At 46.8% G+C, this 25396-nt stretch carries 13 protein-coding genes; 8 read left to right on the top strand and 5 right to left on the bottom strand.

Translation table 11 applies throughout. The features are described 5' to 3' along the window. Window positions 1-70: 70 nt before the first annotated feature. The gene (locus SAPGRDRAFT_RS01400; RefSeq protein ID WP_002656577.1) at window positions 71-10588 is read right to left on the bottom strand and encodes a gliding motility-associated C-terminal domain-containing protein; all 10518 of its coding nucleotides are present in this window, start codon (window positions 10586-10588) and stop codon (window positions 71-73) included. A gap of 646 nt (window positions 10589-11234) precedes the next feature. Here SAPGRDRAFT_RS01400 and SAPGRDRAFT_RS01390 point away from each other — a divergent pair. The 7 genes from SAPGRDRAFT_RS01390 to SAPGRDRAFT_RS01360 all read left to right on the top strand — a co-directional run bounded on the left by SAPGRDRAFT_RS01390 (window position 11235) and on the right by SAPGRDRAFT_RS01360 (window position 17053). Beyond that, window positions 11235-12299 (top strand): hypothetical protein, encoded by a 1065-nt coding sequence (locus tag SAPGRDRAFT_RS01390; RefSeq protein WP_002656575.1) that lies wholly within the window; start codon window positions 11235-11237, stop codon window positions 12297-12299. Between the two features lie 21 nt (window positions 12300-12320). Continuing rightward, window positions 12321-12728: a hypothetical protein gene (locus SAPGRDRAFT_RS01385; protein ID WP_002656573.1), complete on the top strand. Its 408-nt coding sequence runs from the start codon at window positions 12321-12323 to the stop codon at window positions 12726-12728. A 425-nt stretch (window positions 12729-13153) separates the two neighbouring features. Then, window positions 13154-13750 carry a hypothetical protein gene (locus SAPGRDRAFT_RS01380; protein ID WP_002656569.1) on the top strand — a complete coding sequence of 199 codons (597 nt, stop codon included), beginning with the start codon at window positions 13154-13156 and terminating at the stop codon, window positions 13748-13750. Window positions 13751-14979: 1229 nt separating this feature from the next. Then, the gene (locus tag SAPGRDRAFT_RS01375) at window positions 14980-15786 is read left to right on the top strand and encodes a hypothetical protein (RefSeq protein WP_156001797.1); all 807 of its coding nucleotides are present in this window, start codon (window positions 14980-14982) and stop codon (window positions 15784-15786) included. 12 nt (window positions 15787-15798) lie between these two features. Next, complete coding sequence (locus tag SAPGRDRAFT_RS01370; RefSeq protein ID WP_002656566.1) at window positions 15799-16392, top strand: hypothetical protein; 594 nt, start codon at window positions 15799-15801, stop codon at window positions 16390-16392. Between the two features lie 51 nt (window positions 16393-16443). After that, a complete protein-coding gene (locus tag SAPGRDRAFT_RS01365; RefSeq protein ID WP_002656564.1) occupies window positions 16444-16788 on the top strand; it encodes a hypothetical protein in 345 nt (114 codons plus the stop codon). A gap of 43 nt (window positions 16789-16831) precedes the next feature. Further along, window positions 16832-17053, top strand: a complete 222-nt coding sequence (locus SAPGRDRAFT_RS01360) for a hypothetical protein (protein WP_002656562.1) — start codon at window positions 16832-16834, stop codon at window positions 17051-17053. A 534-nt stretch (window positions 17054-17587) separates the two neighbouring features. Here SAPGRDRAFT_RS01360 and SAPGRDRAFT_RS01355 read toward each other — a convergent pair. The 4 genes from SAPGRDRAFT_RS01355 to SAPGRDRAFT_RS01340 form a co-directional block, all read right to left on the bottom strand. Further along, a complete protein-coding gene (locus SAPGRDRAFT_RS01355) occupies window positions 17588-18130 on the bottom strand; it encodes a hypothetical protein (RefSeq protein ID WP_002656558.1) in 543 nt (180 codons plus the stop codon). 29 nt (window positions 18131-18159) lie between these two features. Continuing rightward, on the bottom strand, window positions 18160-19689 hold the full coding sequence (locus SAPGRDRAFT_RS01350) for a GDSL-type esterase/lipase family protein (RefSeq protein WP_002656556.1): 1530 nt from the start codon (window positions 19687-19689) through the stop codon (window positions 18160-18162). 233 nt (window positions 19690-19922) lie between these two features. Next, entirely contained in the window at window positions 19923-21443 is a 1521-nt protein-coding gene (locus SAPGRDRAFT_RS01345; RefSeq protein WP_002656554.1) for a DHHW family protein, read from the bottom strand. A 3-nt stretch (window positions 21444-21446) separates the two neighbouring features. Further along, on the bottom strand, window positions 21447-22880 hold the full coding sequence (locus SAPGRDRAFT_RS01340) for an MBOAT family O-acyltransferase (RefSeq protein ID WP_002656552.1): 1434 nt from the start codon (window positions 22878-22880) through the stop codon (window positions 21447-21449). A gap of 1045 nt (window positions 22881-23925) precedes the next feature. On the opposite strand from SAPGRDRAFT_RS01340, the gene SAPGRDRAFT_RS01325 reads away from it, so the two are divergent. After that, complete coding sequence (locus SAPGRDRAFT_RS01325) at window positions 23926-25392, top strand: hypothetical protein (protein ID WP_002656549.1); 1467 nt, start codon at window positions 23926-23928, stop codon at window positions 25390-25392. Window positions 25393-25396 lie beyond the last annotated feature (4 nt).

Genomic DNA, 25396 nt, shown 5'->3' with positions numbered 1-25396 from the left:
ACGTAGCGCCCGCCGCAGGCGGGAGGCCCCAAAAAAAAGGACTTCCCTAACGGAAAGTCCCTTTTCAAATTTATCGCAAGAGCTGAATGCTGCCCTTTAAGACCAAAATATGGCCATCTATAAATTCTAGTTCGGCATACCAAGCATAAACCCCAGAGTTCATCGGTCGGCCCTTAAATTGGCCATCCCAACCCGCCTGTGGATCATTGGGGGCTAGGTTTTGGCCCTCAAAGACCAACTCGCCCCAACGGTCATAAACCCTAAAGAGTTTGACCAGCTGCAGGCGCTCATCGCCCTGAATAAAGAAGCGATCATTGGCCCCATCATTATTTGGGGTAAAGGCATTGGGGGCTGCCGCAATCCGCTGCTTGTCAATAAAGACCGTAATGCTGCTGTCTAAGCGACAACCGCGCTCATTTTGGGCCACAAATTCATAAATCGCCCGATCAAAAGGCTGCACCCATAGCTGATAACTGCTATCGCTCAATAATTGATTGTTCAGGCTTTCGCTCCAACTGAAGCTAACCCCCAAACTATCATTGAGCAAGGCATAAAGCAACAAACTGTCGCCATAGACCAAGGTCGTATCATTGGGACCAAATTGCTGTAAGAAGAAGGGCAAGCCCGCTTCTACCGCCACCAAAGTATCGGCCACACAATCGTTGGCATCTCTTAGGTAAATGCTATAATCAGAAGCCGCCAAGTTCGGGAAGAAAGGCGAAGCCTGCCAATTTATACTATCTAAACTGTAACTATAGCCGCCCAATGCAGTAGAACCACCCTGAGCCAAGGCCAAGATACTTCCATTGCTTTGGCCCAAACAGCGCACAGAATCAACCTCTGCCGATAGCTCCAGCGGAGCGGGATCCACAAACTGAATGCTGTCTGTTTGCTGGCAACCATTGGCATCGGTGGCGGTCACGGCATACCAAGCCGCCCCTAGGTTTTGGGCCAAAGATTGGGTATCGCCATTGGACCAAAGATAGTTGTAGGGGGCAGTGCCCGAGCTCGCCAAGGCTTCTACACTAGCGCTTAGCTCTCCTGCACAGCGAATATTGCTTTGCGGCTTGAGGCTCAGGCCCAAAGCAGGCGGTCCACCCAAAACATATTGGAAGTCCGAACTACAACCATTTTGATCCACCACCGTCAAATTATAAATCCCCGAAGCCAAGCCCGTCAAAGGCTGGCCAACTTGGCCATTGGACCAAAGAAAGGCATTGATGGGAACCGAAGAAGATTGATAGCTAATGCTGCCATCATCGCCTCCAGCACAGGCGGGCATATTCAATTGCATATTCAGTTGTAGCGGAGCTGGATCTATAATTTGGACCGATAAATCAGCTGTACATCCATGTCTATCCGTTACGGTCACGCTATAGCTTCCTGCCCCTAAGTTTTGGGCCGTGGGAGCAGTTTGTCCATCGGACCACTGATAGCTCAAGGGCGAAGTTCCGCCGCTAGCCTGTAGTTGGGCTTGGCCAGTTAGCTCGCCTGCACAGCGAGGATCTTGGCTACTCACTAAGGTCAGTTGTATGGCCGTGGGCTCGTCCACTTGGGCGCTTAGACTCAGGGTACAACCATTGGCATCGCTAGCCGTAAGGCTATAGTTTCCAGCGCTAAGATTAGAGAGAATAGCCGTACTGCCTCCATTGGACCAACTATAACTGTAGTCGCCATTGGCCAAGGGGGTACCTCCACTAATAATGGCTGTAAGTTGGCCTGATGCTCCATTTTGGCAAAGCGCATCTTGTACATTGATATAGCCTACCAAGCCGCTAGCTGGCTCATCAACAACCACTTGGCCCAGAACGCTACAACCATTAGCATCGGTAACGGTAAGTTGGTAGTTGCCTGCGGCCAAGCCTGTCACTTGCTGCGTTTGGGCGCCATTGGACCAAAGGAAGCTGTAGGGAAGGGTTCCGCCTTGTACGCTAGCAGTAGCTTCTCCATCTGCTCCCTGCAAACAGCCCGCTGCCTGACTGCTCAGGCTTAGCTGTAGGGCGGCGGGAGCCAAAAGTTCAAAACTATCGACCAGCTGACAGCCGCCAGCATCGCTAACCGTCAGGCTATACCAGCCCGCCGCCAAGTTATTGGCATTGGCGGTACTGCTGCCATTAGACCAGTTATATTGGTAGGGGGCTGTTCCGCCCACTACTACCGCTTCTAGTTTCCCATCGGCTGCATTATGGCAGCTAGGCGCCTGCAGTTGGTTAATGGCTAGGCCCAAGCCGGTGGCTTGGCTCAATTGAACGCTAGCATTCTGCTGACAGCCCTTGGCGTCGGTTACAATCAATTGATAGCTGCCAGCCGCTAGGTTAGTGGCGGTAGCTGTTGTTTGTCCATTGGACCAAAGGTAAGTATAGGGGGCAGTTCCGCCTGTAGCGACCACTGTGGCCGTTCCAGAGTTTTGTCCTTGGCAGTTGGGATTGCTGCTCTGCAATTGAATTTGCAAGGGGCTAGGTTCTTCTACTGTAGTACTTGCTGTAAAGGGGCAGCCTTGGGCATCGTTAATCGTCAATTGGTAGTTGCCTGCGGTTAAGCCTCGGGCTTGCCGGCCCATTTGGCCATTGGACCAAAGGTAGCTATAGGGGGCAGTTCCGCCAGTTGCAATAGCTAAAATGGCCCCATCGCTACTGCCCGCACAACTGGCCGAATCTACTTGAAAGTTGATGGCTAGGGGAAAAGGGCTATGTAAGCTAGTTGTTTGGACCAAACTACAGCCATTGGCATCAGTTAGGCTCAGGCTATAACTTCCTGCGGATAAGTTAGTGGCCGTAGCTGTTGTTTGTCCATTGGACCAAAGGTAAGTATAGGGAGCTGTTCCGCCTGTGGCTAAAGCCGTTAGGCTTCCATCGTTGCCATTAAAGCAACTAGGGTCATTTGAGCTAAGCTGTAGTTGTAGGGGGGCAGGTGCCGTAATCTCTATGCTATCTTGAATTTGGCAACCGTTTCCATCTCTCAACTGAACGACATACCAGCCTGCGCAGAGGTTGCTCCAGTTGTTATTGGGGCCAAAGAGCTGGCCGTTTTGGTTGGGGCCCAAAAGGCGGTATTCATAGCCATTTTGGCCTAGGGTTCCGGTGCCTGCTACTGCTTGATAGACAATTTGTCCATCGCAGCTATTGGCACAGCTAGCCGCACTAACTGTTTGTTGGGCTGCAAGGGCCAAAGGCGCTGTAAGTTCTATACTATCAACAGCGGTACAGCCATTGGCATCACTAAAGCTAACCGTATACCAGCCTGCAGAGAGATTCTGAATTAGGGCCGTATTCTCGCCAGTAGACCAACTGATGAGGTAAGGGGCGGTTCCGCCCTGCGCTTGGGCGGTAAGGGCCCCATCACTAGCGCCTGCACAGCTAATACTGGCCCCATGATAATTACTATATACACTAATACTGGGCTGTATAGCCGAGGGGGCAATCAGTTGTATGCTCGTTGTGGCCTGACAGCCCCGAGCATCGGTAGCGGTAAGGCTATAGCTCCCTGCCGCCAATTGTTGGAGGTCCTCTGTTGTATCTCCTGTAGACCAAAGGAAACTGTAGTTGGGGGTTCCCCCTTGGGCATCGGCATCGATCCAACCATCTGTTCCTTGGTCACAACTTGGATTTTGGCTGCTCAATACATTGGCAATAACGGCATTGGCTGGCTCTTGTACAAGGGCCGAAGCAACAATACTACAGCCATAGGCATCGGTGACCGTAAGTTGGTAGGGGCCTGCTGCTAGGTTGTTGATACTACTACTGCTTTGGCCATTGGACCAAAGATAGCTATAAGGCGCAATGCCTCCACTCACTAGGGCAGAGATACTTCCGTCTGCTCCGCCATTACAGCGGACAGAGTCGGCATCTAGTTGTAGGACCAAAGCTGTAGGCTCTGTAATACTCCAGTTGCCTAGCCAGTTACAGCCGTTGGCATCGGTGACTGTAAGCTGGTAGTTTCCGGCTGCCAAGTTACTAATATGGCTACTGCTTTGGCCATTGGACCAAAGGTAGCTGTAGGGAGGCAAACCGCCTTGCATAAAGATGCTTAATTCGCCATTCTGTTGGCCTGCACAGATGATGTTTTGTTGTTGTACACTATCTAGTAGTAGGGTGTCGGGGGCCGTAAGCAAGACACAGCTACTCGCCTGACAGCCATTGATATCGGTCAGGCTAAAGCAATAATTGCCTGCAGCTAGGCTGTTTTGTAGGGCTTGGCTACTGCCATTGCTCCATTGGCCTTGAAGGCTGCCCCAGCCGCCACTATAACTGGCTTCTAGTTGTCCGTCTGTTGCTGAAGCACAAGATACTGTATAGCCATTATAGAAGCTAAGGGTATCTATATTCAGCTGAATAGAGTCGGGGGCTTGTAGGTTAATGCGGCTGCTGTCTTGGCAGCCATTCTGGTCGCTAACCGTAAGGCTATAACTCCCTGCTGCCAATCCGTTGAGGCTATTGCTGCTTGCTCCTGTGCTCCAGTTGTAGTTATAGTTGGCCGTTCCCCCAGTTACTGTTGCACTAAGGGCTGCATCAGCGACTCCAAAGCAAGAGATGGGACTACCATTATAGTCTTGGTCGATACTAATGCCAGCGCTTAAGGGGGCTGGTTCTTGAATACGGACTGAAATCGTATCTGTACAGCCTACATCATCAATCACCTGGACCAAATAGTTGCCTGCGGCTAAGGCCGAGAATTGTCCTGTTTGGTTGCTATCTCCAGCCATGATGTAGGTATAGGGGGCCTGTCCACCCGCAGCCGTTAAGCTGAAGGCGCCAGAGCTATCTCCTGCACAACTGAGGTCCTGATTTGCAAGCAAACTAATTTGTATGGGACTAGGCGGTACGGGAATATTTAGCTGTAGGGTATCATAACAACCGTTTCGGTCGCTAATAGTCACGTTATAGTTGCCTGCACAAAGGTTAGTGACCAAGGAGGTACTATCTCCATGAGACCATTGGTAGTAGTAGTCGGTAGAAATGCTGCCGCCAGTAGCGGTAATGGCTGCAGAGCCATCGCAAAGGCCGGGGCATTGTGGCAGGCTTCCATTGACTAAAGTTGCCTGTACAGGGCTTGGGCTACCAATTTGGACCGTCATGCTATCCTGACAGCCATTGTTGCTACTTACGGTAACGCTATAGCTGCCGGCACAAAGTCCGCTAGCCGTAGCTGTCGTTTGACTGCCTGCAGCGGCATCCCATAAGTAGTTGTAGTTAATGGCCAAACCAGAAAGCGGTAAAACCGTGGCAGAGCCATCGCAGCTAGCCAAACAGCTTTCATCTCTTTGAGAGGCCAGCTGAAGCCCTAAGGCATTGGTACTATCCACAAAAACACTATCAATAGCAGAGCAGCCTCCAGGTCCAGAAGAAGTGACCGTAACGGTATACCAGCCCGGACTCAGGTTGGTAATGATAGAGTCTACAGCCCCATTGGACCATTGGAAACTAAAGGGAGGGGTTCCCCCCACGGTAGTTGCCGTGGCTGTACCATTATTGCTGCCACAACCCGAAGGGGTAGCCGTTGGCATGGCCACTGGGCTAGTTGTCGTCTGAATCATGAAGGTCCCATTATTACTTCCACCAAGGAAATTAAAGCCTCCATCAATTTGGACAATATAAGGGGTGTTGGGTTGTAGGTTGTTATAAGTAAAGGACCAGTTGATGGGCTGGGTCATGCAGCTATTAAAGCTCTGGCAATCTACCAACACATCGGGGTTGTTATCGCAAGGGCTGCTATCCTGAAAGAAAGATATATTAAAGCCATCACCAGGCACGGTACCACCAATACAGTTTCCACTAGAGGTGGCGTTAATGATACTTAGGGTTACTGCACTACCATTACAGTCTGATACAAAGTAGTAGTAAAGAGAGTGCTCTGGATCATCGCCTTCTCCACATTCAAAGTAGCCAGGCGCGCCGCCTGCAACCCCTTCTCCAGTGGCAGAGGCTGTATTGAAGCAGTAGGGAACATTGGGTTGAATCGGGTAGGCAATGGCATTGAGGCAGTTGTCGGCCCCACAGCCCTCTGATATACAGAGCTCAAAGTTTTCATTATCATCATCTCCGCCATCATTGAAGACTTGGAGGAGGACCTGGCTGCCTGGAGGGGCCGCAATTTCAAAGCCGACATCTCCGCTAAGGCCACCTGAACCACAGGCAATTTGTTGGAGGTTGCCGCAGCCGCCAGTATAGGCCACTACCACAAGGTCCGAGAAGTCGCCAATAGGAGAGGAGGAGCTAATGCCATCATCATTTCCTTCTACCAAAGCCACTCCACTGGTGGGCATAGTAAAGCTATACCAAGTTTCTCCACAGTTTTGGCCACAGCTAGTTGCTTGGCTAGCGGTAGGAACGCCATAGTTGTAGCTATTCCAGCTGCCGCTGCCATTGGTGCAAGATTCTGATTGAACGGGAAGGTTAATTGCATTTTGGCAATAGTTATTGATAGGTTCGGGGTCATTGGGTTGTCCTGTACCAAAGAGAGGTTCCATATCTCGAACCCGAATGCTAAATTCTCCTTCTCGATTGAGGCCTTCTCCATCTACTTGAATAAAGTAGATATTGCCAGGGGTCAAGCAGGTCGCCTCGACATTTTCGGTGATAATCGCAGTGGGCAGGTTCGAGCCATCGCTTAGGCTGAGCTGGCCTGTACAGCTATTGCTAGAAGAGCCAAAGATATAGACCTCGGGGTCAATGCCAAAGATAGGATCATTGCTTTCTACCTCAACTTCTACACGGCCCGAAGGCGGAGCTGTAAACTGGTACCAGACGGTATGCTCGGCATAGCCGCCCAAACCGGGCTCGCCCAATTCTACATTTGCACATTCATTGGTCTCATTGCCTAAAGTGGCAAAGCTGCCCGTGGGGAGACCAAAGTCATAGGCATCACAGATATTATTATTATAAGGGAAGGTCGTGCTTCCGCCATCATCTTCAATTTCTATAGTAAAGTAGCCTTCTTCTACCCCAAAGTAATCCTCTTGTCCGTCTACTTGTAGGTAGTAGGTGGCCCCTGGAACCAAGCAAGTAATGCTCATCGATTCATCGTTTAGCAGAGGATCGTAATCACTGCCCATCTCTAGCCAAGGTCCAGCACAAGTTCCGCCCGGACTATACCAGAGCGCAAGCTGTAAGTTGGGGTTGTCGCCTAAGTTGGCAGGGTCTGACTCTAAGCTGATGCTGATGTTCCCAGAAGTCGGAGCCTCAAAGCTAAACCAAACGGTTTCATCGGCGGCAAAGGCCGAAGGGTTAGGCTCATTGGGCTCTACGGTAGCACAGTAGTTATTGTAACTAATGTTATTGTTGATGCTGCCCCCATTGGGCACAGCTCCCAAAGGCGTGGCATTGCAAATATTGTCGTTGGCAGGGAAGGCGCCAGCCCCATCATCTTCAATCTCAATCGTAAAATAGCCCTCTACATCGATGAGGGAACCATCTACTTGGACCCAATAGGTTTCTCCAGGGAGCAAACAAGTTAAATTGACTTCAGCATCAAAACTGAGAGTGGGATTGTCTACCCCCTCTTCCAAAAGTTGTAGGTTGCCTGTACAGCTGCCATTAGAAGAACGGTAAACGGCTAGTTGTAAGTCTACGCCATTCCCCTGGTTATTGGGGTCAGACTCTAGGCGAATGCTGACCTCCGAAGAGGCACTAGCCCCCGCATGTGTAGGCGCCTGAAAGCTAAACCAAACCGTCTGCTCAATATTAAAGGGAGAGGGCTCTCCGGGCTCTGTTTCTGCACAGAAATTAGAATAGTTGATATTGTTGTTGATGCTGCCCCCAATAGGTACAGCCCCCAAGGCTTCTGCATTACAAATGAGGTCGTTGGTCGGAATGGGCACCGAGGGCGCCTGACTAATCGTCAAATCAAAGTAACCCTGCACATCCAAAAAGGAACCATCTACCATGATGAAGTAGGTCTTGCCTGCGTCCAGACATTGTACGTCCATGTCTTCATCAAAGAAGCCGGGATCATAATCACTTTCTATCTCACTGAGAATACCCGTACAGCTATTATTAGAGGATTCAAAAACGGCTAGCTGAATATCAATGGCATCTTGAGAACTAAAGGGCGTAGAGGTGGTGGCCGAAATGTCTACCGCATAAGGCCCTCCTGTAGCCGGAGTGGTAAAGCTGTACCAAACAGTCTGATCAGCATCAAAGTCATCTGGATTGGGGTCGCCAATGGCATCTGCACAAAGGTTGTGCTGGTTCATGATGCTTTGTGGCCCGTTCGTAAAGGGATCCCCTAAGGGAATGGCATTACAGATGAGGTTGTTGGGCGCTACGGGAATAGGCGGTATTTCTGTAATGGTAATGTCAAAATAGCCTTCTTCTGGGTCTAAGATGGCCAAATCTGCCCCATTGACTTGTACATAATAGATCTGCCCCGGGTTTAAGCAATAGACCTCTAGGTCCAAATCAAAGACAACTAGATCGTCGCCGCTGTTCATTTCTCGCCAACTGCCCGTACAACTGGCCGCTTCCCAAACGGCTACTTGCAGATCAATAGGGTCTACGCCATTAAGAGGATCGTCTGAGCTGAGTTCTATTTCTACATTGCCACTAGCAGGGGCCGTAAAGGTATACCAAACGGTCTGATTGGGGTTGAACGCTCCCGGATTGGGCTCTCCAGCTCCTGTTGCACAGAAGTTGTTTTGGCTGCCATGTTGCGGGCCGGGACTTGTTCCAATTTGTCCCCCTGTTGGGTCGCCCAAATAGATGGCATTACAAGGGTCGTCATTTGTGGCAGGAGGATCTCGAGGGTCTCCATAAACCTCTAGGTCAAAGATACCTTCTTGGAGGTCGGGGTCAAAAAGAGCGCCCTCTCCATCTACCATCAAAAAGTAGGTTCTGCCTGGAGTAAGACATTCTACTTCCATATCTTCATCCCAGAGCACTCCAATCCCTTCATGCTCACTCTGTATTTCGGTCAAGGGGTCGGTACAACTTTGGTTGGCAGCATCATAAACTACTAGTTGTAGATCAATTTGGTCAGAGCCAAAAAAGCTTTGGTTTTCTGCCCGAATCTCTACTTTACCCGAGGGCGGAGCCACAAAGGTATACCAAACCCCACGGTCATTTCCCCAGTTGTTGGGGATGGGCTCAAAGAGGTTGTCTGCACAGTAGTTGTTCTGATCGGTTAGTCCAACGCTGCTGCCAGGCGCAGGGGCCCCCAGAGCAATGGCATTACAAATTTCATCATTGGGCGCAGGCGGAATCCCGCCATCTCGTACTTCTAGGTCAAAGATTCCATCTATATTTAAGGTAGAACCATCCACCATGACATAGTAGATGCGGCCAGCTTCTAGGCAGCGCACATCTAGTTCTTCGCCAAATCCCGTTGGGTCATAATCACTGGCTATTTCGCTAAGGCTTCCCGTACAGTTGTTGGTCGAGCTGCTATAAAGGGCAAGCTGAAGGTCTACCGCATCGGTCCCAAAAGGGGCCGGTTGGTCACTATTGGCCTCAATAATCACATGCCCAGAGGCGGGGGCCTCAAAGGAGAACCAAACGCCCTGCTCATTGCTCCAATTGCCTGGAACGGGCTCGTTGGCATTGCTCGCACAGAGGTTCGATTGGCTGAGGGCGTTGGTTTGTACTTGCCCCCCAGTAGGAACAGGCCCCAGATGACTGGCTGCACATATGCTATCGGCTGATTGCTGTACGCCAAGGTCAAAGATTTCTAGACCAAAGTAGCCTTGGCCGCCATCGGTAAAGGGGATGCCACTATCTTCGCCATCTACCAAAAGGAAGTAGGTGGTATTGGGCTGCAGACATTCTACGCTCATTTCTTCATCATAAAGGGCACCAGCGCCCTGATAGTCTTCGGCCACTAGGCTAAGGGCGCCATTACAACTGCCATTAGAGCTTTCATAAAGGGCCAATTGTAGGTCAATGCCATCGCCTAGGTTTTGAGGGTCCGAGATGGCCTCAAAACGGAGACTAGCACTGGGGTTGGGGCCAGTGGTAAACTGAAACCAAACGCCTTGCTCATTGGCATTGCCCCAGGGACTAGGTTCTAAGGTATTTGTTGCACAGAAGTTCCCGTAGTTGCTCAGTCCATTATCTCCAATAGAGCTATTACTATTAAGGGTCCCCAGGTTGATAGCATTACAAATTTGATCATAGGCTTGACCCGCATTCACAAAGCTTCCCGTTGCCCGAATCGTAAAATCTACCTGCCCCCAACTGCTATTTCCACAACAGTTTGGAATGCTCAGGCTATAGTTGAGGGAGGTCCCTGGGGCGGGGGTAGCAAAGTTCTGACAAATCTGGGCCAAACAAGTCTGGTCCACCACACAAGCGGCTCCATCATCCTCAAAGGCCCTAAAGCAAAGTTGGATATTAGCAGGATAGTCTGTTGCACAAATAAATTCTTCATCATATTGGCGGTTTGGAGCATCAGTAAAGCAAGCCCCCGATTGCGGGTAGGTGGTCCAACCTTGGCTCTCTACATTAACCCGCCATTGTGGGTCGGGACTACCACCAAAAATCCCATCTGTACAACTGGTCCCAGCCGTTCCAGAGTTGATAATCACTTCTAGACGAACTTGGGCCTGCAAGCTCCAGCCGCAGAGGAACAGAAGGCCAAATAGATAAATATGTCGCATATAGCTGTTTTTTGTCCAACAAAATCGAAGGCTAAAAATAAGAAATCCTTAGCAGTTCTTCACTAAACGTTTATTTTCTGCCTGCTTGTTGCCAAGGATCCTGTTTTTTTTGGGGCCTCCGCAGCAAAGCTGCGGCGCTACGTTTCGGGGCTCGCTGCTCGCTCGGCCCTGCGCGGGCTGCGCCCGCTGGGTCTGGCCTTCAGCCACCCCTGCACATCGCTAGGCCGTTTGGCCTTCGGCCATGGCGGCTTTGCCGCTATCTGCAGCCTAAAGGCCGCAGCCATTCTTGTTGGGCCTTGGTCTTTCTCGCCGCAGCGGCTTAAAAGCCCCTGCTTTGTTTGTGGAAAGGAGGTATTTGGTTTTCAGGTCCTGCGGCTTTTAAGCTGCAGGCCAGTTGTTGCTGAGGAGCGGGCTCTGCTGTTCCTAAATTGGCTGCTGGTTTCAACCTGCAGCCACAGCGAGCAGGCGGCGAAGCCGCCGCAAAGGAGCGAAGCGACTGGCCTAGGGGCCTGAAAGGGTGCCGCGCAGCGGCAGACCCAGCCAGCTTGCTGGCGCAGGGCCGAGCAGACCTGCGAGCCCTGCAAGGGCCCGGCCGCCTTTGGCGGCAGGCCCCAAAAAATAGTATCTTTAGACCTCGTTCTTTGAAATGCGCAAAAGCCCAGAAATTGGCTCAGGGCATCATACTACGTACTTTAGAGAGCTAGATGGGCGGATGGGCCGCTGGTGGTCTGCGGACCCCATTACCTTCCCGCATCAATCGCCCTATAATACCTTTGATGGAAATCCGATCTATTATACGGATGCTTCTGGGGCAAGTGTGGGTTATCCGGAAAAAGAAGAGTCTTATAAAGCTACTGTATCAACGGAAATTAGCTCTACCTCTTTTGCGAGGAGTTATGTGGCTTTACTGTCTGATATTGTAACTCCTCCAGAAGAAGGGTCTCAAGAGGAGGCTGATTTAAATCGAGGATTAGAAAACCCTGAGTTTAGGGCATATTACAATATATTAAATGCTTCTCGGAATGTTTATACATATAGAAGAGTAGATGATGATGGAAAAGCTGTTAAAACTGGGGAAAATGAAGATGGCTCATATAATATAGAAATTCGTTATAACATAAAAGAAATTGATAATTGGTATGGGTTACCTCGGTATTATGCATTTTTTGAGGAAACAGCTCATTTAGTTGACTATGAAGGAGGACGTTATAGGATGTTTTTTCAAGATGATGGAGAATTAGGTGTAGGAGGAGGTCCTACATATGCTAATCAGTTATTTCAACAGTATTTGGCTGACCCCAGTCTGACTAGACAAGAAGCTAGAAATAGAGCATTAACTGAGTATCGCGACGGTCAAATAACAAATTTTATAGAGTCAGAAGTTTCTGCTAAATTATTTGCTATGAGATATGCCGGACCTGCACAAATAACAACTACATTATCAAGCACTGGAGTGAATATTTTTAGAGGGCTTGATATGGGAAGAACTTTTGTAGAAGGTGTTGAAATAAATTTGACTAATTCTTTTGGAGCTCAGGTGCAAGACCTTTTAGTAAATCCAACAGAAGAAAATGTATTAGAAGCAAAACGGTTGCTTAGGTCTGTAGATTTTGAAAACGATTATAGAGTTGAATTTACTTGGGGAAGAAGAGGAGAGGGGGAAGTTAATCTAGCTCCAGTTTATAGAGCTGTTATTGGAAATAGAAATTAAATTTTGTGTAAAAATGTGAATATGAAGTTTATTGGAATAATAATTATAACGTGTATCTCTTTTTATGAGATAAAAGCCCAAGAACCAATAGTTGAGTATATAAGAGTTAAGAATTTTGTAAGGTATTTTTATATAGGAACGCAACAAATAAAAGCAGAAGGAAAAATAAATACTACCTTACAGAAGGTTGGGAAATGGAAATACTTTTATAAAAATGGAGATTTACGAGGTGTTTCTTTTTTTGATAAAGACGGTGATAAAAAGGGAGTTTGGGTGTATTATAAATTAAATGGAGACGTTGAAAAGAAAATTAAAATTAGAAAGGGTGGGGGGATTGTTATTGAGGATAGTAATAAAAGGAAGATTTCTTTAGAAGAGGTAGAGGAACCTATACTTTTTAAGTGGATGGATGTTCATTCTTATGAGTAGCCCCATCTGTATTGATTTGCCGTTGGGGCCTCCCGCCTTCGGCGGGCGGTTACTCCCGTTGGTCGTCGAACTGCGGACTAAAGTCCTTGTTGTCGTTTACTTCGTCGAACTGGCGCCTCTTCGAGGCTGGTTGTCGGGGCTCGCTGCTCGCTCGGCCCTGCGCGGGCTGCGCCCGCTGGGTCTGGCCTTCGGCCACCCCTGCACATCGCTAGGCCAGTCGCTTCGCTCCTTCTAGACGCAAGAAATTAGTCTCGCTAGTTATGGGTCGATGGTTTCAACCATCGGCTCATTTTTATTGCGTTTGCTGTGGCCCCCTATTCATAGCATCCTAGGCTAGAATAGAGCTCTCCTTCAAAGGGGCTTGATTTTTCTGTTCGATGGACTTATCTTAGTCCTTAACGGTCTAATACCTTAAAGAAAAATAGATGAATAAAATAATAGCTTATCCGAGAATACCTGCTTTAGAAGAGAGGAAGATGGAGTGTTTAGGTGAAGATGTAGCAGTCGTAAATCAAGAGCCATATAAAAAATGGTTTATCAAAGCGCTACCTTCTCGCTTAGAGATAGTGCGTAGGCTAATATTACGCAAAGAGCTGGATTACAGTTATGAATCCCTATATGAATGCTTTTCTTTTCTAAAGGAGCATTTAGTGAAGCGGGAGACAACTGAAGAAGAAAATTTAAAGCTGAAAGAAGAGCTTCCAGTCTATTATCGAGATTCATTTGAGCCGCAGAAGTATACGATCTTGAGCCCCACTTATTCCATAGCTTATGATATTGGAATTTATTGGGGAGAAATTATGATTAGGAAGTTTAATAAGCAATGGAGTATTTATGAAGATGAAGAGGATTATCAATATGGTTATCCCATAATTGATTTAGAGTCTAAAAGACATAATGTGGTTTTTTGTCCTATTTGGGCAATGTCAATTATAGCTACAAAAATTGCTCAAGATGATAGTGGATTAGCTGCTTTTAAGGCTTCTGTAAAGACTTGGGATGAAGATTTTTTAAATGCGTAATTTTTTTGTTGGGAGTAAGGATAACTCTGCTTGGTCTGGCCTACGGCCACCCCTGCACATCGGTTACTCCCGTTGGTCGTCGAAGACGCCCTAAAGGGCTTGTTGTGGCCTGCGGCCCTAGGGGCCTGCTATATGGACTGTAGGTTGAAACCTACAGCCAATTAACGAATGCATTTTTGTGTTCAATGGAGGGTTAAAACCCTCCATAAATAAACATTTTTCAGTCCGTGCTTTCTTCTTCGGCGGCTGGGCAGTTTTGGGCCTATGGGCTTCAGCCCATGGTTGTGGGGCTATGCAAACTAGCGGGCTAAAGCCCTTGTTTGCTGTTTATTACAACTCATTATGAGCCGATGGTTTTAACCTTCGGCTCATTTTATTGTGCTTAGTATGGCCGCTTTTGTTGCTGTGGGTTTTAACCTACAGGTATATTTAGCCCTTTTTTGCTGATGGAGCCTAGTGGAACAGAAAATCCCCTCGAATGAGGGGATGGCGTTTTTTTCGATAGCCTAGGGCCTTGGCCCTAGGCAGCAAAAGAGGCGCACACAAGATTTTAATATTAGTCCCTCAACTTTTTCTGGGGGGTGAAAAAGGAGAGATAAAGAAAGTGTCTTTTAGTGGCTGGGTAGCTTTGGGCCGAAGCTTAATGGAAAGCTATAAGTAGAAAAAGCGAACAAGGACTTTAGTCCGCTAGTTCGCTCAAGTCTACAACCCTGGGCTTCAGCCCAGGGCAGAAATAATAGTAATCGTTTTCATTCCTGAATTTTAGTGTGGAGTTATTTTGGGCCCATGGGCTGAAGCCCATGGTTGCGGGTCTATGCAAACTGGCGGGCTAAAGCCCTTGTTTGCTGATGGAGCCTAGTGAAACAGAAAATCCCCTCGAATGAGGGGATGGCGTTTTTTTCGATAGCCTAGGGCCTTGGCCCTAGGGTTCCTATGAAATTTATGGGGGAGAAAAACAACCCTTGTTCAAAGCGGTAGAGGATTTTAATCCTCTCCGCACTATAGATGTAGAATGGGGTTGTTGTATGGCTGCTGGTTTTCAACCTGCAGCCACAGCTAGCAGGCGGCGAAGCCGCCGCAAAGGAGCGAAGCGACTTGGCCTAGGGGCCTGAAAGGGTGGTCGTCAGGCCAGACCCAGCCAGCTTGCTGGCGCAGGGCCGAGCAGACCTGCGAGCCCTGTAAGGGCCCGGCCGCCGCAGGCGGCAGGCCCCAAAAAAATAAACATGGATATGTGTATAAAAAGATTCCTCAACTTATTCTTATGGCTACTGTTTTTGGGCCTATCATCTTGTCAAAGAGTGCAAGTAGAGCTAGATTTTGAGCAGGCCGCCAATGAGTTGATGCAGCAGCATTATCATGAAATCGGGCCTATTAGTGATTATTTGAGCCAGAAGCAGTTTGCGGCAAATGCAGCGGCTATCTATAGGGCGAAGAGGAAAGAGCTGGGCGCCAAAAGCTTCTTGAGGGTCTTAGATTACCCTGAAGACTGGGAGGCGCTTAGCGATTTTGAGCAGTTGTTATTCTTGCAAAATAATGCTGATTTAAGGCAACTTATTGCAGAGGATTATGCCGTTTTTGAGCAAACAGTGTTTTTAAATAAGGTTTTGGCAGGCTCAAAAAAACGTTTAAAAGATTGGGGCAAAGAGGATGTTGATGCCTTTAAGCGACTAATTTTACAGCTAGATTGGGGGAAAAGCAAACAAGCATTTTTTGTAGATAATAAAGCAGATCCAAGGCTTTCGACTTACTATATAGATCCCTATGAGGCAGAAGCTGTTGTCTTGGCTGGTCGAGATGATAAACAAGCTGTTTTTGCTTTATTCTTATTGGATAAGCTGCTTTTGGAGGAGGAGATGAGCCGGGCGAGCAAGCATAGCTATTTGCTTTGTTATCAGACTGTTCATTTGAAGAATCGCAAGGGTCAGCAGTTGCATGATTATGGAGATATACTTTATCGCTATGAGCTGGAGGAGAAGGAGGGGCAGCTATTGGTGAAAAAGCATTTTTTGAATGATTATAAGCTATTTATTCATTGAAAAAAATAAGTTATGCGTTTTTTGCTTTCTGCTTGTGCTTGGCTGTTGCTCCTTGCTTGTCGGTCAGAGGTTAATCAATTATCGGAACTAAAAGAAATAGACCAAACAATCATTGATGCAGTAATTCCGGCGTCAATAGGGACAGAAGCTGCCTTAATTTTTTATGAGACTCATTTGTCTACTCGGCGAGTTTGCTACCTGCAAAAGTCGGATAGCAGCTGCTGTTGTTATTATTTGGAAGAAAAAGAAAAAAGCGAGAAAGGCCGTTTAGTAGCTAGTTATGCAGATGAGCAAACTTATCGTTTGCGTCAGCTTTATTTGATGCAGAAAGCTTGTTTTAAGTTGGATAAATTTAGCTATCGAGGCTTTTGGGAAAAGCTAAAATTAGAAAAAGGTCTATCTTTGAAGCCGCAAGAAAAAGCAGCAGCCCCATCAAATTATTTGGCTCGTTTTGCCCTGATTGAAGTAGCGGATAAGCAGCACATTTTTGTAGAAAATTACTTTTTGGAAGAAAAGGTTAATCTAGAGCATATTCCAACTCGCTTTTTAATGCTTTATGATGAATTAAATCAGTTTTTGCGAAATGAGTCTTGGGAGAGGGACTAAAACAACTTAGTCCCTCAGCTTTTTCTGGATTTAGATCCAAAATAACAGTTTATGGAAAAATTGATTGCTGGAGATAAGGTTCTTCTTGTTCTGATGCTACATTTGGTTAGTAGCAATTTTAAGATAAAGAGTTTTTATTTAATGTTTAAGGCTTTCACTAAGATGGGGGTATTTGTAGATCTACCTTTTTTCTTTCAAAAGCTAGAATGTGAGGCATATGTTCAGCTTTATGAGAAGACTTCAACATTAGAATTAGGGCAGTATGAAATGACCGATAAGGGCAGAAAGCTTCTTGATGAAATACCAACAAAAGAGTTAGTGAAATACCTTGAATTGTTTGAAGAATTTAATTTAGAGGGATTTCAGTTTTTTATAAAAGAGAAGGACGCTAGTTAAACTCGAACTTTAGTTCTCTAAAGTCTGACCAAAGCTTATAAGCATGGAAATAAAATACGCTGTAGTTGGCCTTATATTAAAAGGTGATGATCAAGGTAAATATGTTAAAATAGAGGATGATACTAGTGGTAGTACTGGAGGAATCTACATCTTAATTTCAGATGACGAGTTTTTTACTAAAAACGTGTTTGATGACTGGCTTCTAAGTAAAGATGATATCCTCGAATATGTTGAAGAGTCTAGATGGACAATTCAATGGAGATAGCTGTTTCTCCATGTAAAGTACTCGTTATTTCATTTCTTTGAAAGTCCTTTAAAATGCAGAAACAAGAAGTGCTGATGCGTATTCAAATTTTAAATGAGCTTAATGCCGTAAAGTTGGAAGTTGCTGCTAATCAGTAAATTATGATTTATGCAACAAGGCCATTATGCTGCCTGGTTGTGCCTGTCCTGAATTAAAATTTTCATTTTCAGACTTAAAAGTTCGGTTTACTCATGGAGTAAAGACATTAGATGAGCTAAAGCAAATTTGGAGTGAAGATTAGTCGTTTTTCGCTATAGTTTTTTGTAGCAAGCACTAACTAGTGGAAAAATAGCTTATTGGGATAACTTTTTGGGGCCTCCCGCCTTCGGCGGGCGGTTACTCCCGTTGGTCGTCGAACTGCGGACTAAAGTCCTTGTTGTCGTTCCGGGGCTCGCTGCTCGCTCGGCCCTGCGCGGGCTGCGCAGATCGCTAGGCCAAAAAAAAGCGAAACTTGCAATTCAGCAAGTTTCGCTTTGCGCAATTCAGCTCATCCGCCTAAATACCAAAGAGCTCGGCATCTACAAAAAACTTAGTGTAGATATTTAACTCATGGTCTTGGCTAATCGCCTCATCGGTTACGGCATTGATTCTTAAGCTAAATTCATCTGCCTTGATGTATTCTTGAAGGTCTACGCCAGTGGTGGTCAAGCTCAATGACTCTCCAGCCGCTACATCTACCGAATCTTGGTAGGCAATCCGCGTTTCGCCTAAGCTATCGGCAGAAATAAAGACCTCAATAGACTCTAGAAAAGAAAAATCGGCCCCAGAAGGACTGTTAATCGTCAAGGTCATTTCGGTCAATTGAATTTCTTCAATCAAATCCTTACGGGTGTCATTAGACTCAAAAGTAGAAGTCGAGCTGGTATTGATAGCAGGAGTAGAGACATCAAAAGGAACTTGCACCCCAAAGGTAGAGGGAATAGTAACGGTAGTATTGTAGTCTAGATTAAACTGCGTCAATTTTTCGACATCTTCACAAGAAGACAAAAGGCCTAAGCTTAGAAAAAGGCCAAGGAAATAAAATGCAAATCTTTTCATCTTGTTAGTTTTTGGGCCTAAAGGCCAAGTTATTTATAAATTTTAAGGCGATCGCCCTTATAGATGGTATTCTTGCTTTTATTGTTCCATCTTTTCAATTCCTGAATGCTCACATTGTATTTTAAGCTAATGGAATATAAGGACTCTCCACGTTTAACGATATGTGTGCGGTATTTGCCAGTAGCTGCAGCAGGTTTTTGATTACTTTTTGTCGTTTTCTGGCTCATCGCCTCCGATTTGGGCTTTCCTCCATTTCTTAAGACGGCCTGTTCTTCTTTAAGTTTATCTATGCGGAAAAAGAACTCATTTTCTTTGGGGTTTTCCTCTAGCCAAACCAAGCTATTTTGCAAAGCCTCAAAAAAGAGGTCTCCTTTTAGCCGATAACCTTTTACCGTGAGGTGAACCATGTCGGGCTGGGCCAAACGGCTTTTGGTCCAATCTAACATTTTGCGTTGGCCACCAGAAATCCAGTACCAATCAAAGAGCGCACACTTTTTATCATAGGCAATTTTGTGCATCATATCCGAGAAAGGCTCTCCCGACATGCAGTTCTTTTTCTTCCAGAAAAGGTCTTGCGTGCTGGTCAGGATAATACAAATATCGGGCACGGCCTTGCGCATCTTATCAATGATGGTTTTGATTTCACTTTCAAGCTTAGGATCAATCTTATCATAATAGAGATAATCATTGGTCCCAAAATCAATAATGGCTACATCGGGCTGTAGATGGGGCAATTGCTCCCAAAGCAATACCTGATTGAGCAAAGAGTTGTACTTGGCCGCTCCTACTCCAGCATTATGAACCACTACGCCCTTATCGGCTTCATCCTCTAGACTCATGCCATAAAACTCAAACTCCGACTCATATTTATTGCGGCGAACAATATGTAGCGTCAGCTTTTGGTCTGTAATAGCAGGTAGCTCTACCTCAATGTAAGGCTCGCGGCTAGAAGCATCCACAATAACGGGAATTCTCTTGCCACTGGTTTCTACCACAATATCAAAGCTGCGGATATCTCGCTTGCAAAAGATTTTTAGCTGGCGGTAGTTTTTGGGAACCGGCTTTTTAAACTCAAAAACCAGACTGCTATTGGCCTGTTCGGTCCGGCAGCTCATCCCCCGAATCCCCAAAGGCAGTTTGAGCCGCATCCGAAAGCTGCGCTCCGCAATCCATTTGCCCGTATGCTTGCTTTTATACTCTATAGAAGAATAGGTTCTGGCGGTAGAAGTCGGAAACATCAGCCCACGACCCGTTGCCCCATGTACTTCCTGCATCCGCTTTCGGATTTGGCCAGGCAAGGCATCATTCTGACAATGGGAATCGCCAAAATGAATGACAGTCAATTTCTCCTTATCGGTCCGTTTCCACTTTTGGCGCAAGATCTCTAAGGCGTCGCGGTTATAAAACTGCAGCATATTGAGCTCTGGATGCATCCAAGGGTATTTAGACAGATCCACCTTTGTAGTCGGCGTGAATTTTACAGCTTCGGGCTGTGCCTGACAAGCCTGTTGTGCAAAAATGAGGAGGAGTACGGCAAAAAAACTAATTCGTCCAAACATGAATTCTTCTATTTTAGGCGGTTGAGCAGTTATTTTTTAAGCTCGAAAAACAAGCGCAAAGCAAGCGCTTCGGCTTAGCGCTGTGAAGGGGTGGCCGAAGGCCAGACCGAGCTTTTTTGAGCAAAGCGAAAAAAAGCGAAGGGCCGAGCAGACCTGCGAGCCCCGCAACATAGCGACCCGAGCAAAGCGAGGGGAAGCCCCAAATTAAAACAATTAAACAGGCTGCTGAGTTTCTAATTCTGGGGTAAACTATCCCATTCTTCTTTGGCATTTTCGGCGGCCTGCTCCGCCAATTCTTTTTGTTTTTTCAGGTAGAGCTCATTGTACTTCTTCGCCTTGCCAAAGTGACGCGAAAGGAAGTCGCCCATCGGAAACATTTTCTGGCGAGCAGGCACTGCATGAGGTGCACAAACCCCGCCCTTTGTCAATAAACGCTTAATCATCTTTACATGTGAAGGCGTATTGGCCGAAAAACTATTGTGGAAGAGGATCAGGTCAGTTACCTTGTTCTTTTCCATAAAGTCCATCAAATTCCCCTTAAAATAGCGGTAATCGATCACATAAGTTCGCTCAAAATGCGAGGGAATATAACTGGCAAATGGATTACCATAAGAGTTTTTGACCACCAAAGCTCGGCGATGATTGGAGGTATCCTGCTCGCTAAAGACACAGATAGCGGGATAATCTCCCCCCAAAAAGACCCCATATGCAGCCCCGCCTTTGGCATTTTCTATATACAGACGGCTGCCCGCCAAACGGCTATAATCGGCCCCGACCAAACGGTAGGTTTTGTGGCGGAAAGGGATTTTAAAGTACTCTACCGAATCGCCTTTTTCCTTCAGGCGTTTGTCTCTAGTTTTGAGGTAGAGCGATCCCAAAAAGTTAGGGATGGTCCCCTGTTCCATTTCCTCAATCGGAATCGCTTTCAGGCCAGCCTCATCGCAAAAGGCTTTGTAGGCATAATAGGCCCCCCGGCCCGTCCAATGATGGTCCGTATTGAAAAACAAATATTCGTCTTTATGCTTAAAGAGCTCGGTGGTTATATCAAAGGCATGCACGGCAGAGTCCAAATAATGATAGATGGTGTCAATGTTTTTTCGCTCCGAAACAGCCTCCTCTATGTATTCTGAAGGCAGATAAAACTCGCCATGGGTGGGCGTAACGCCACAATGCAATTGGATCCCTTTGGGCGCCAACTTCTTTTGGTATTCGTTCACCACTCTGGCCCAAAGCTTAGCGGTGTTGCGGCTACCGCCAAACATCTGTATCGCCATGCCTTCATAGATGAGTAAACCTCGGCTAAGGCGCTGTACATCAGAGGCAAAGCCCTCGTTTTCAAACAGATTGTTGGCGCTGCTGTCTTGGGCCAATGAATCGGCCCCGACTAGCTGTAAACTATCGCCTTGTAGGCTATCGTTGGCCGCAGCAATGGCCTCTATGCCCGCATCCATGTCTACTCCTTCGGCATAAAACTTTACATCTTCATTAGCAAAGCCTCGGTGGTTTTCAATAAACTTTGCAACAGCCACCCAACGCTCCCGAAAAGGAAAATTATCCGAGAAATGAAGGTCCAAACTGTCAGTGTAGCCCCCCGCAAATAATTTTTCGGCAGAAAAAGAAGGCATAGGCGCCAACTCCCGCTTCTCAATTTCAGAAACTTGCTGCTTGGGCAAAACAAAAAACAAAATGCCTAAAACCCCCAAGGGGATCATAAACAAAATGGCATTCAAACGATATGGATAAGGGGTGTGCATAAGCTAGAAACGATAATAAATGAAGGGATTGAAGGAATCGCCAACCAAAAGGGCCATAGATACAAGAAGCAAGATCAATTGGATGAGCCCCAAGGACCACCAATAAAGCAAGCCCGACTGAAAACGCAGTTTGTTCTCAAACCATCTTCCAAATGGCGGATAAATGGGCAAACAAAGCAATACCGCCAAAGCCAACCAATAGGCATGCTCTTTCAAAACAAGACCTAGCTTGAAGTTCCAAAGCGCATTTTCACTGGCGCCTACCATGATTTCAAAGAATTGGAATAACTGACTGCTGTCCTCAAAGTAAAAAAGCACCCAGCTAAACATGACCGCTATCAATAAATATGCATGACTGAAAATAGCCGGCAAACGCTTAAAGATTTTATTCAAAATTAAACGCTCCAATAAAATCAAAACACCAAAATATAAGCCCCAAAAGACAAAGTTCCAACTGGCGCCATGCCAAAGGCCCGTCAAAAACCAAACAATAAACAGGTTGAGGTAGCCCCGCAGTTTGCCCTTGCGGTTTCCCCCCAAAGGTATATATATATAGTCCTTGAAAAAACTCCCCAATGACATATGCCAACGCCGCCAGAAGTCTGCAGTGTTCTTCGCAATATATGGATAATTGAAGTTCTCGTAATAGTGAAAGCCAAACATCCTCCCCAAACCAATCGCCATATCAGAATAACCCGAAAAGTCATAGTAGATCTGCAAGGCAAACATCAAAATCCCAAACCAAGCCTCGGCAACCGTAATGGTAGTCAGATCTAATGGATTGCCCCCATCGCCCAAATACAAAACAGCCAAACCACCCGCCACATTGGCAATGAAGACTTTCTTAAACAACCCAATGCAAAATCGCAAAATGCCCTGACTAATATCATAGGCCGTTTCTTTTCGGTTGTTAATGTCGTCCTCAATATCCGAATACCGAACAATCGGCCCAGCTACCAACTGATGAAACAAACTGACAAACATCAGAAAACGCAGAAAACTTTTTTGCGCCTTCACCTGCCCCCTATACACATCTACAGTATAAGAAATGGTCTGAAAGCTATAAAAGGAAATCCCAATGGGCAAGGCATATTTTTTCGGCTCAAAGGCGGTCCCAAACAAGGCATTGAAGTTTTCATAAAGGAAAACATTGTACTTAAAGGTGGCTAGCAAACCCAAATTGACCAACAAAGAGGAAATTAAGCCCCATTTGGCATGGGCCGTCCCCCTAAAATGCTCAATCCAACGCCCATTGCCATAATCCACCATGGCCGAAATAATCAGCAAGATGATCCAGACGGGCTCCCCCCAAGCATAAAAAGCCAAAGAGAATAAAGTCAGCAGAATATTACGGTAGGTCTTGTTGTCTACCGCATAGTAAAGCACTAAATGCAGGGGCAGAAAGACCGTTAAGAAGATGAGGCTAGCAAATACCATTAAATACGCTTTGAAAAAGTCCAGCTTGGTCGTTAAATCATTGACCCGCAAAAGTACAAATATCTATAGTATTTATCTACCTATTTCTGCCGCTGTTTTTTATTGCTGTTTTTTGGGGCCTCCTGCCTTCGGCAGGCGCTACGCTTCAGGGCTCGCAGGTCTGCTCGGCCCTGCGGCCTGACGGCCTTGGTCTGCGGCTTCGCCGCCCCCTTTCGCATCGCTAGGCTAATATTTTGCTGCTAAGCGCCTATCCCTAAACTGTAGTAGGGTCAGTCCAGAAAAAAAAGATAGGAGATTATAGATACGCCCGGAGGGATTTGTAAACTGCAGATTAGCTCTGGCGTCACGCCAGAGGCGTTTTGCAAATGCAGATTGAGGCTGGCGTCACGCCAGAGGCGTTTTGCAACTGCAGATTGAGGCTGGCGTCACGCCAGAGGCGTTTTGCAAATGCAGATTAAGGCTGGCGTGACGCCAGAGGCGTTTTGCAAATGCAGATTGAGGCTGGCGCCACGCCAGAGGCGTTTTGCAACTGCAGATTAGCTCTGGCGTCACGCCAGAGACGTTTTGCAACTGCAGATTGACGCTAAACAACTGTTTCTCTTTATTCTGCAACTGCAAATAAACAAGATGCGGCTGTTTTGGCTGTATTTGCATAATCAGCAGCTAGCTAAACTAGCGTTTAGCGGCCGTCTTGGACCAACAAGCGCCTAGAGCATCTCTCTAGGCGCATGAAGCAGAAATTCGTCTAGAAAGGGCCGAAGGCCCGCGGCTGAGGGATGGATAGGGGGGCGGCGAAGCCGCAGACCCAGCTTTTGAGCGCAGCGAAAAAGCGCAGGGCCGAGCAGCCCTGCGAGCCCCGACACAGCCCGACCCGCCCAAAGGGCGGGGCAGCCCCAAATCAAAAAACAAAAGGACAATAAACAAGATGCTAGCGGCCCTAGACAAAATGTGCAAAGAAAAAGGCGAAAAAATATTATGCACAAAAAATTGTAGCTTTGCCAAAAAGCAATGAGCTGCGTTTAGTAGAAAAAGAATAGCTAGCGATATGAGATTAAAAAAGTATTCCTGGACCTGTTTGGGCCTTTGTTTATTGTTCCTTTTACCCTTTACCTCCTGCCGAAAAGAGCAATTCTTAACGCAAGCAGGAGCAGATCTTCGCTTTGAACTGGATACCCTCAGTTTTGATACCGTCTTTACCGATATGGGCTCGGCCAGTAGGCGATTTAAGGTCTATAATCCACACAGCCAAACCCTAAAAATTAGTCGGATTGAGCTAGCTGGAGGCGGAAGCTCTGACTTCAGCTTAAACATTGACGGCCAAAATACCTTAGAGGCAAAAGACATCGAATTGGCAGGAGGCGATAGCCTGTATATACTCGCTTCTGCCCGAATTGACCCCAATAATGGAGACGCTATACGGCTAGACTCTATTTTATTTGAGACCAACGGCAGCCAACAAAAGGTCTACTTAGAGGCCTATGGCTGGAACGCAATTTATGTTGGCCGAAGAGGCTACCAAACTCGCTTTGTCAATGAGCAAATCCAGCTAACCCCCGATACCCCCTATATCTTTTTGGGCCAACTCTACTTTGACAGCAGTTCGGTATTGACCGTGCCTGCCGGAACAGAAGTATTCATGTTTGGGGGACCAACAAGCCGCCCCGGCGACCGAGCCACCATTGTCATCGGGCATAATTCCTCGATCAAAGTGAATGTAGGCGGCGACCTCAACCAGCCCGCCGAGTTCAAAACCCATCGATTGGAGGAGGATTATCAGGAATTACCCTTTCAGCATGGGGGAATTTACCTCACTGCCGAAAGTGTGAACAACCAAATACATGGTTGCATTATTCGCAATGCAGTAGATGGAATTGTGATTGATTCTTTGGCCCCGAACCACCCTACGGTCAAGTTAGAGCTTAAGAAAAGCATGATCTATAATGTAGACCGCAGCTGCATTTTGGCCCGTTTTAGTAGCCTTTGGGCCGAAAACTGCATCCTGGCCAACTCGAACCAATATAATTTCATCAATATTTTGGGCGGCGATTATACCTTTAGGCATTGCAATCTGATTAACTTTGGGACCAACCCCTTTGTGGGCCGCAATGAAGCTGTTTTGAGTATGCGCGACTTTGAAATCCGTTATGATGCCGATGGAAATGAATTTCCAGTTACGGCGGATCTTCGAGCTCGCTTCCAAAACTCTATCGTCTATGGCAATCAAGCTGAAGAGATTGAGCTGGGCTCTTTAGAAGACTTTAGTGGCGGCGCCCAATGGGATTATGCCTTTGAACACTGCCTACTCAAGGTAGATACCTTTGCAACGGGGCAATTCAATTGCCTCATCAATCAAGAACCTTATTTTAGAGATTTAGAACTGTATGCGTACCAAATTGACAGCAGCGCATCTCCGCTTATCAATGCCGGCATGCCGCTCAACCCGAGCCTAGCCGATGATGCAGAGAGCAAAGGGCGAGACGCCCAGCCCGATATTGGTGCCTATGAATTTTAAAAGC

The sequence above is a fragment of the Saprospira grandis DSM 2844 genome, from assembly GCF_000275825.1.
GTDB lineage: Bacteria > Bacteroidota > Bacteroidia > Chitinophagales > Saprospiraceae > Saprospira > Saprospira grandis_A.
The sequence above is the reverse complement of the archived record's forward strand: the minus strand, read 5'-3'. Positions and strand labels throughout refer to the sequence as shown.

Coding starts and splice junctions, on each gene's coding strand:
- SAPGRDRAFT_RS01365 (WP_002656564.1), top strand. CDS start 16,444: ATGGAAAAATTGATTGCTGGAGATAAGGTTCTTCTTGTTCTGATGCTA.
- SAPGRDRAFT_RS01400 (WP_002656577.1), bottom strand. CDS start 10,588: ATGCGACATATTTATCTATTTGGCCTTCTGTTCCTCTGCGGCTGGAGC.
- SAPGRDRAFT_RS01350 (WP_002656556.1), bottom strand. CDS start 19,689: ATGTTTGGACGAATTAGTTTTTTTGCCGTACTCCTCCTCATTTTTGCA.
- SAPGRDRAFT_RS01385 (WP_002656573.1), top strand. CDS start 12,321: ATGAAGTTTATTGGAATAATAATTATAACGTGTATCTCTTTTTATGAG.
- SAPGRDRAFT_RS01325 (WP_002656549.1), top strand. CDS start 23,926: ATGAGATTAAAAAAGTATTCCTGGACCTGTTTGGGCCTTTGTTTATTG.
- SAPGRDRAFT_RS01380 (WP_002656569.1), top strand. CDS start 13,154: ATGAATAAAATAATAGCTTATCCGAGAATACCTGCTTTAGAAGAGAGG.
- SAPGRDRAFT_RS01375 (WP_156001797.1), top strand. CDS start 14,980: ATGTGTATAAAAAGATTCCTCAACTTATTCTTATGGCTACTGTTTTTG.
- SAPGRDRAFT_RS01355 (WP_002656558.1), bottom strand. CDS start 18,130: ATGAAAAGATTTGCATTTTATTTCCTTGGCCTTTTTCTAAGCTTAGGC.
- SAPGRDRAFT_RS01370 (WP_002656566.1), top strand. CDS start 15,799: ATGCGTTTTTTGCTTTCTGCTTGTGCTTGGCTGTTGCTCCTTGCTTGT.
- SAPGRDRAFT_RS01345 (WP_002656554.1), bottom strand. CDS start 21,443: ATGCACACCCCTTATCCATATCGTTTGAATGCCATTTTGTTTATGATC.
- SAPGRDRAFT_RS01360 (WP_002656562.1), top strand. CDS start 16,832: ATGGAAATAAAATACGCTGTAGTTGGCCTTATATTAAAAGGTGATGAT.
- SAPGRDRAFT_RS01390 (WP_002656575.1), top strand. CDS start 11,235: ATGCGCAAAAGCCCAGAAATTGGCTCAGGGCATCATACTACGTACTTT.
- SAPGRDRAFT_RS01340 (WP_002656552.1), bottom strand. CDS start 22,880: ATGGTATTTGCTAGCCTCATCTTCTTAACGGTCTTTCTGCCCCTGCAT.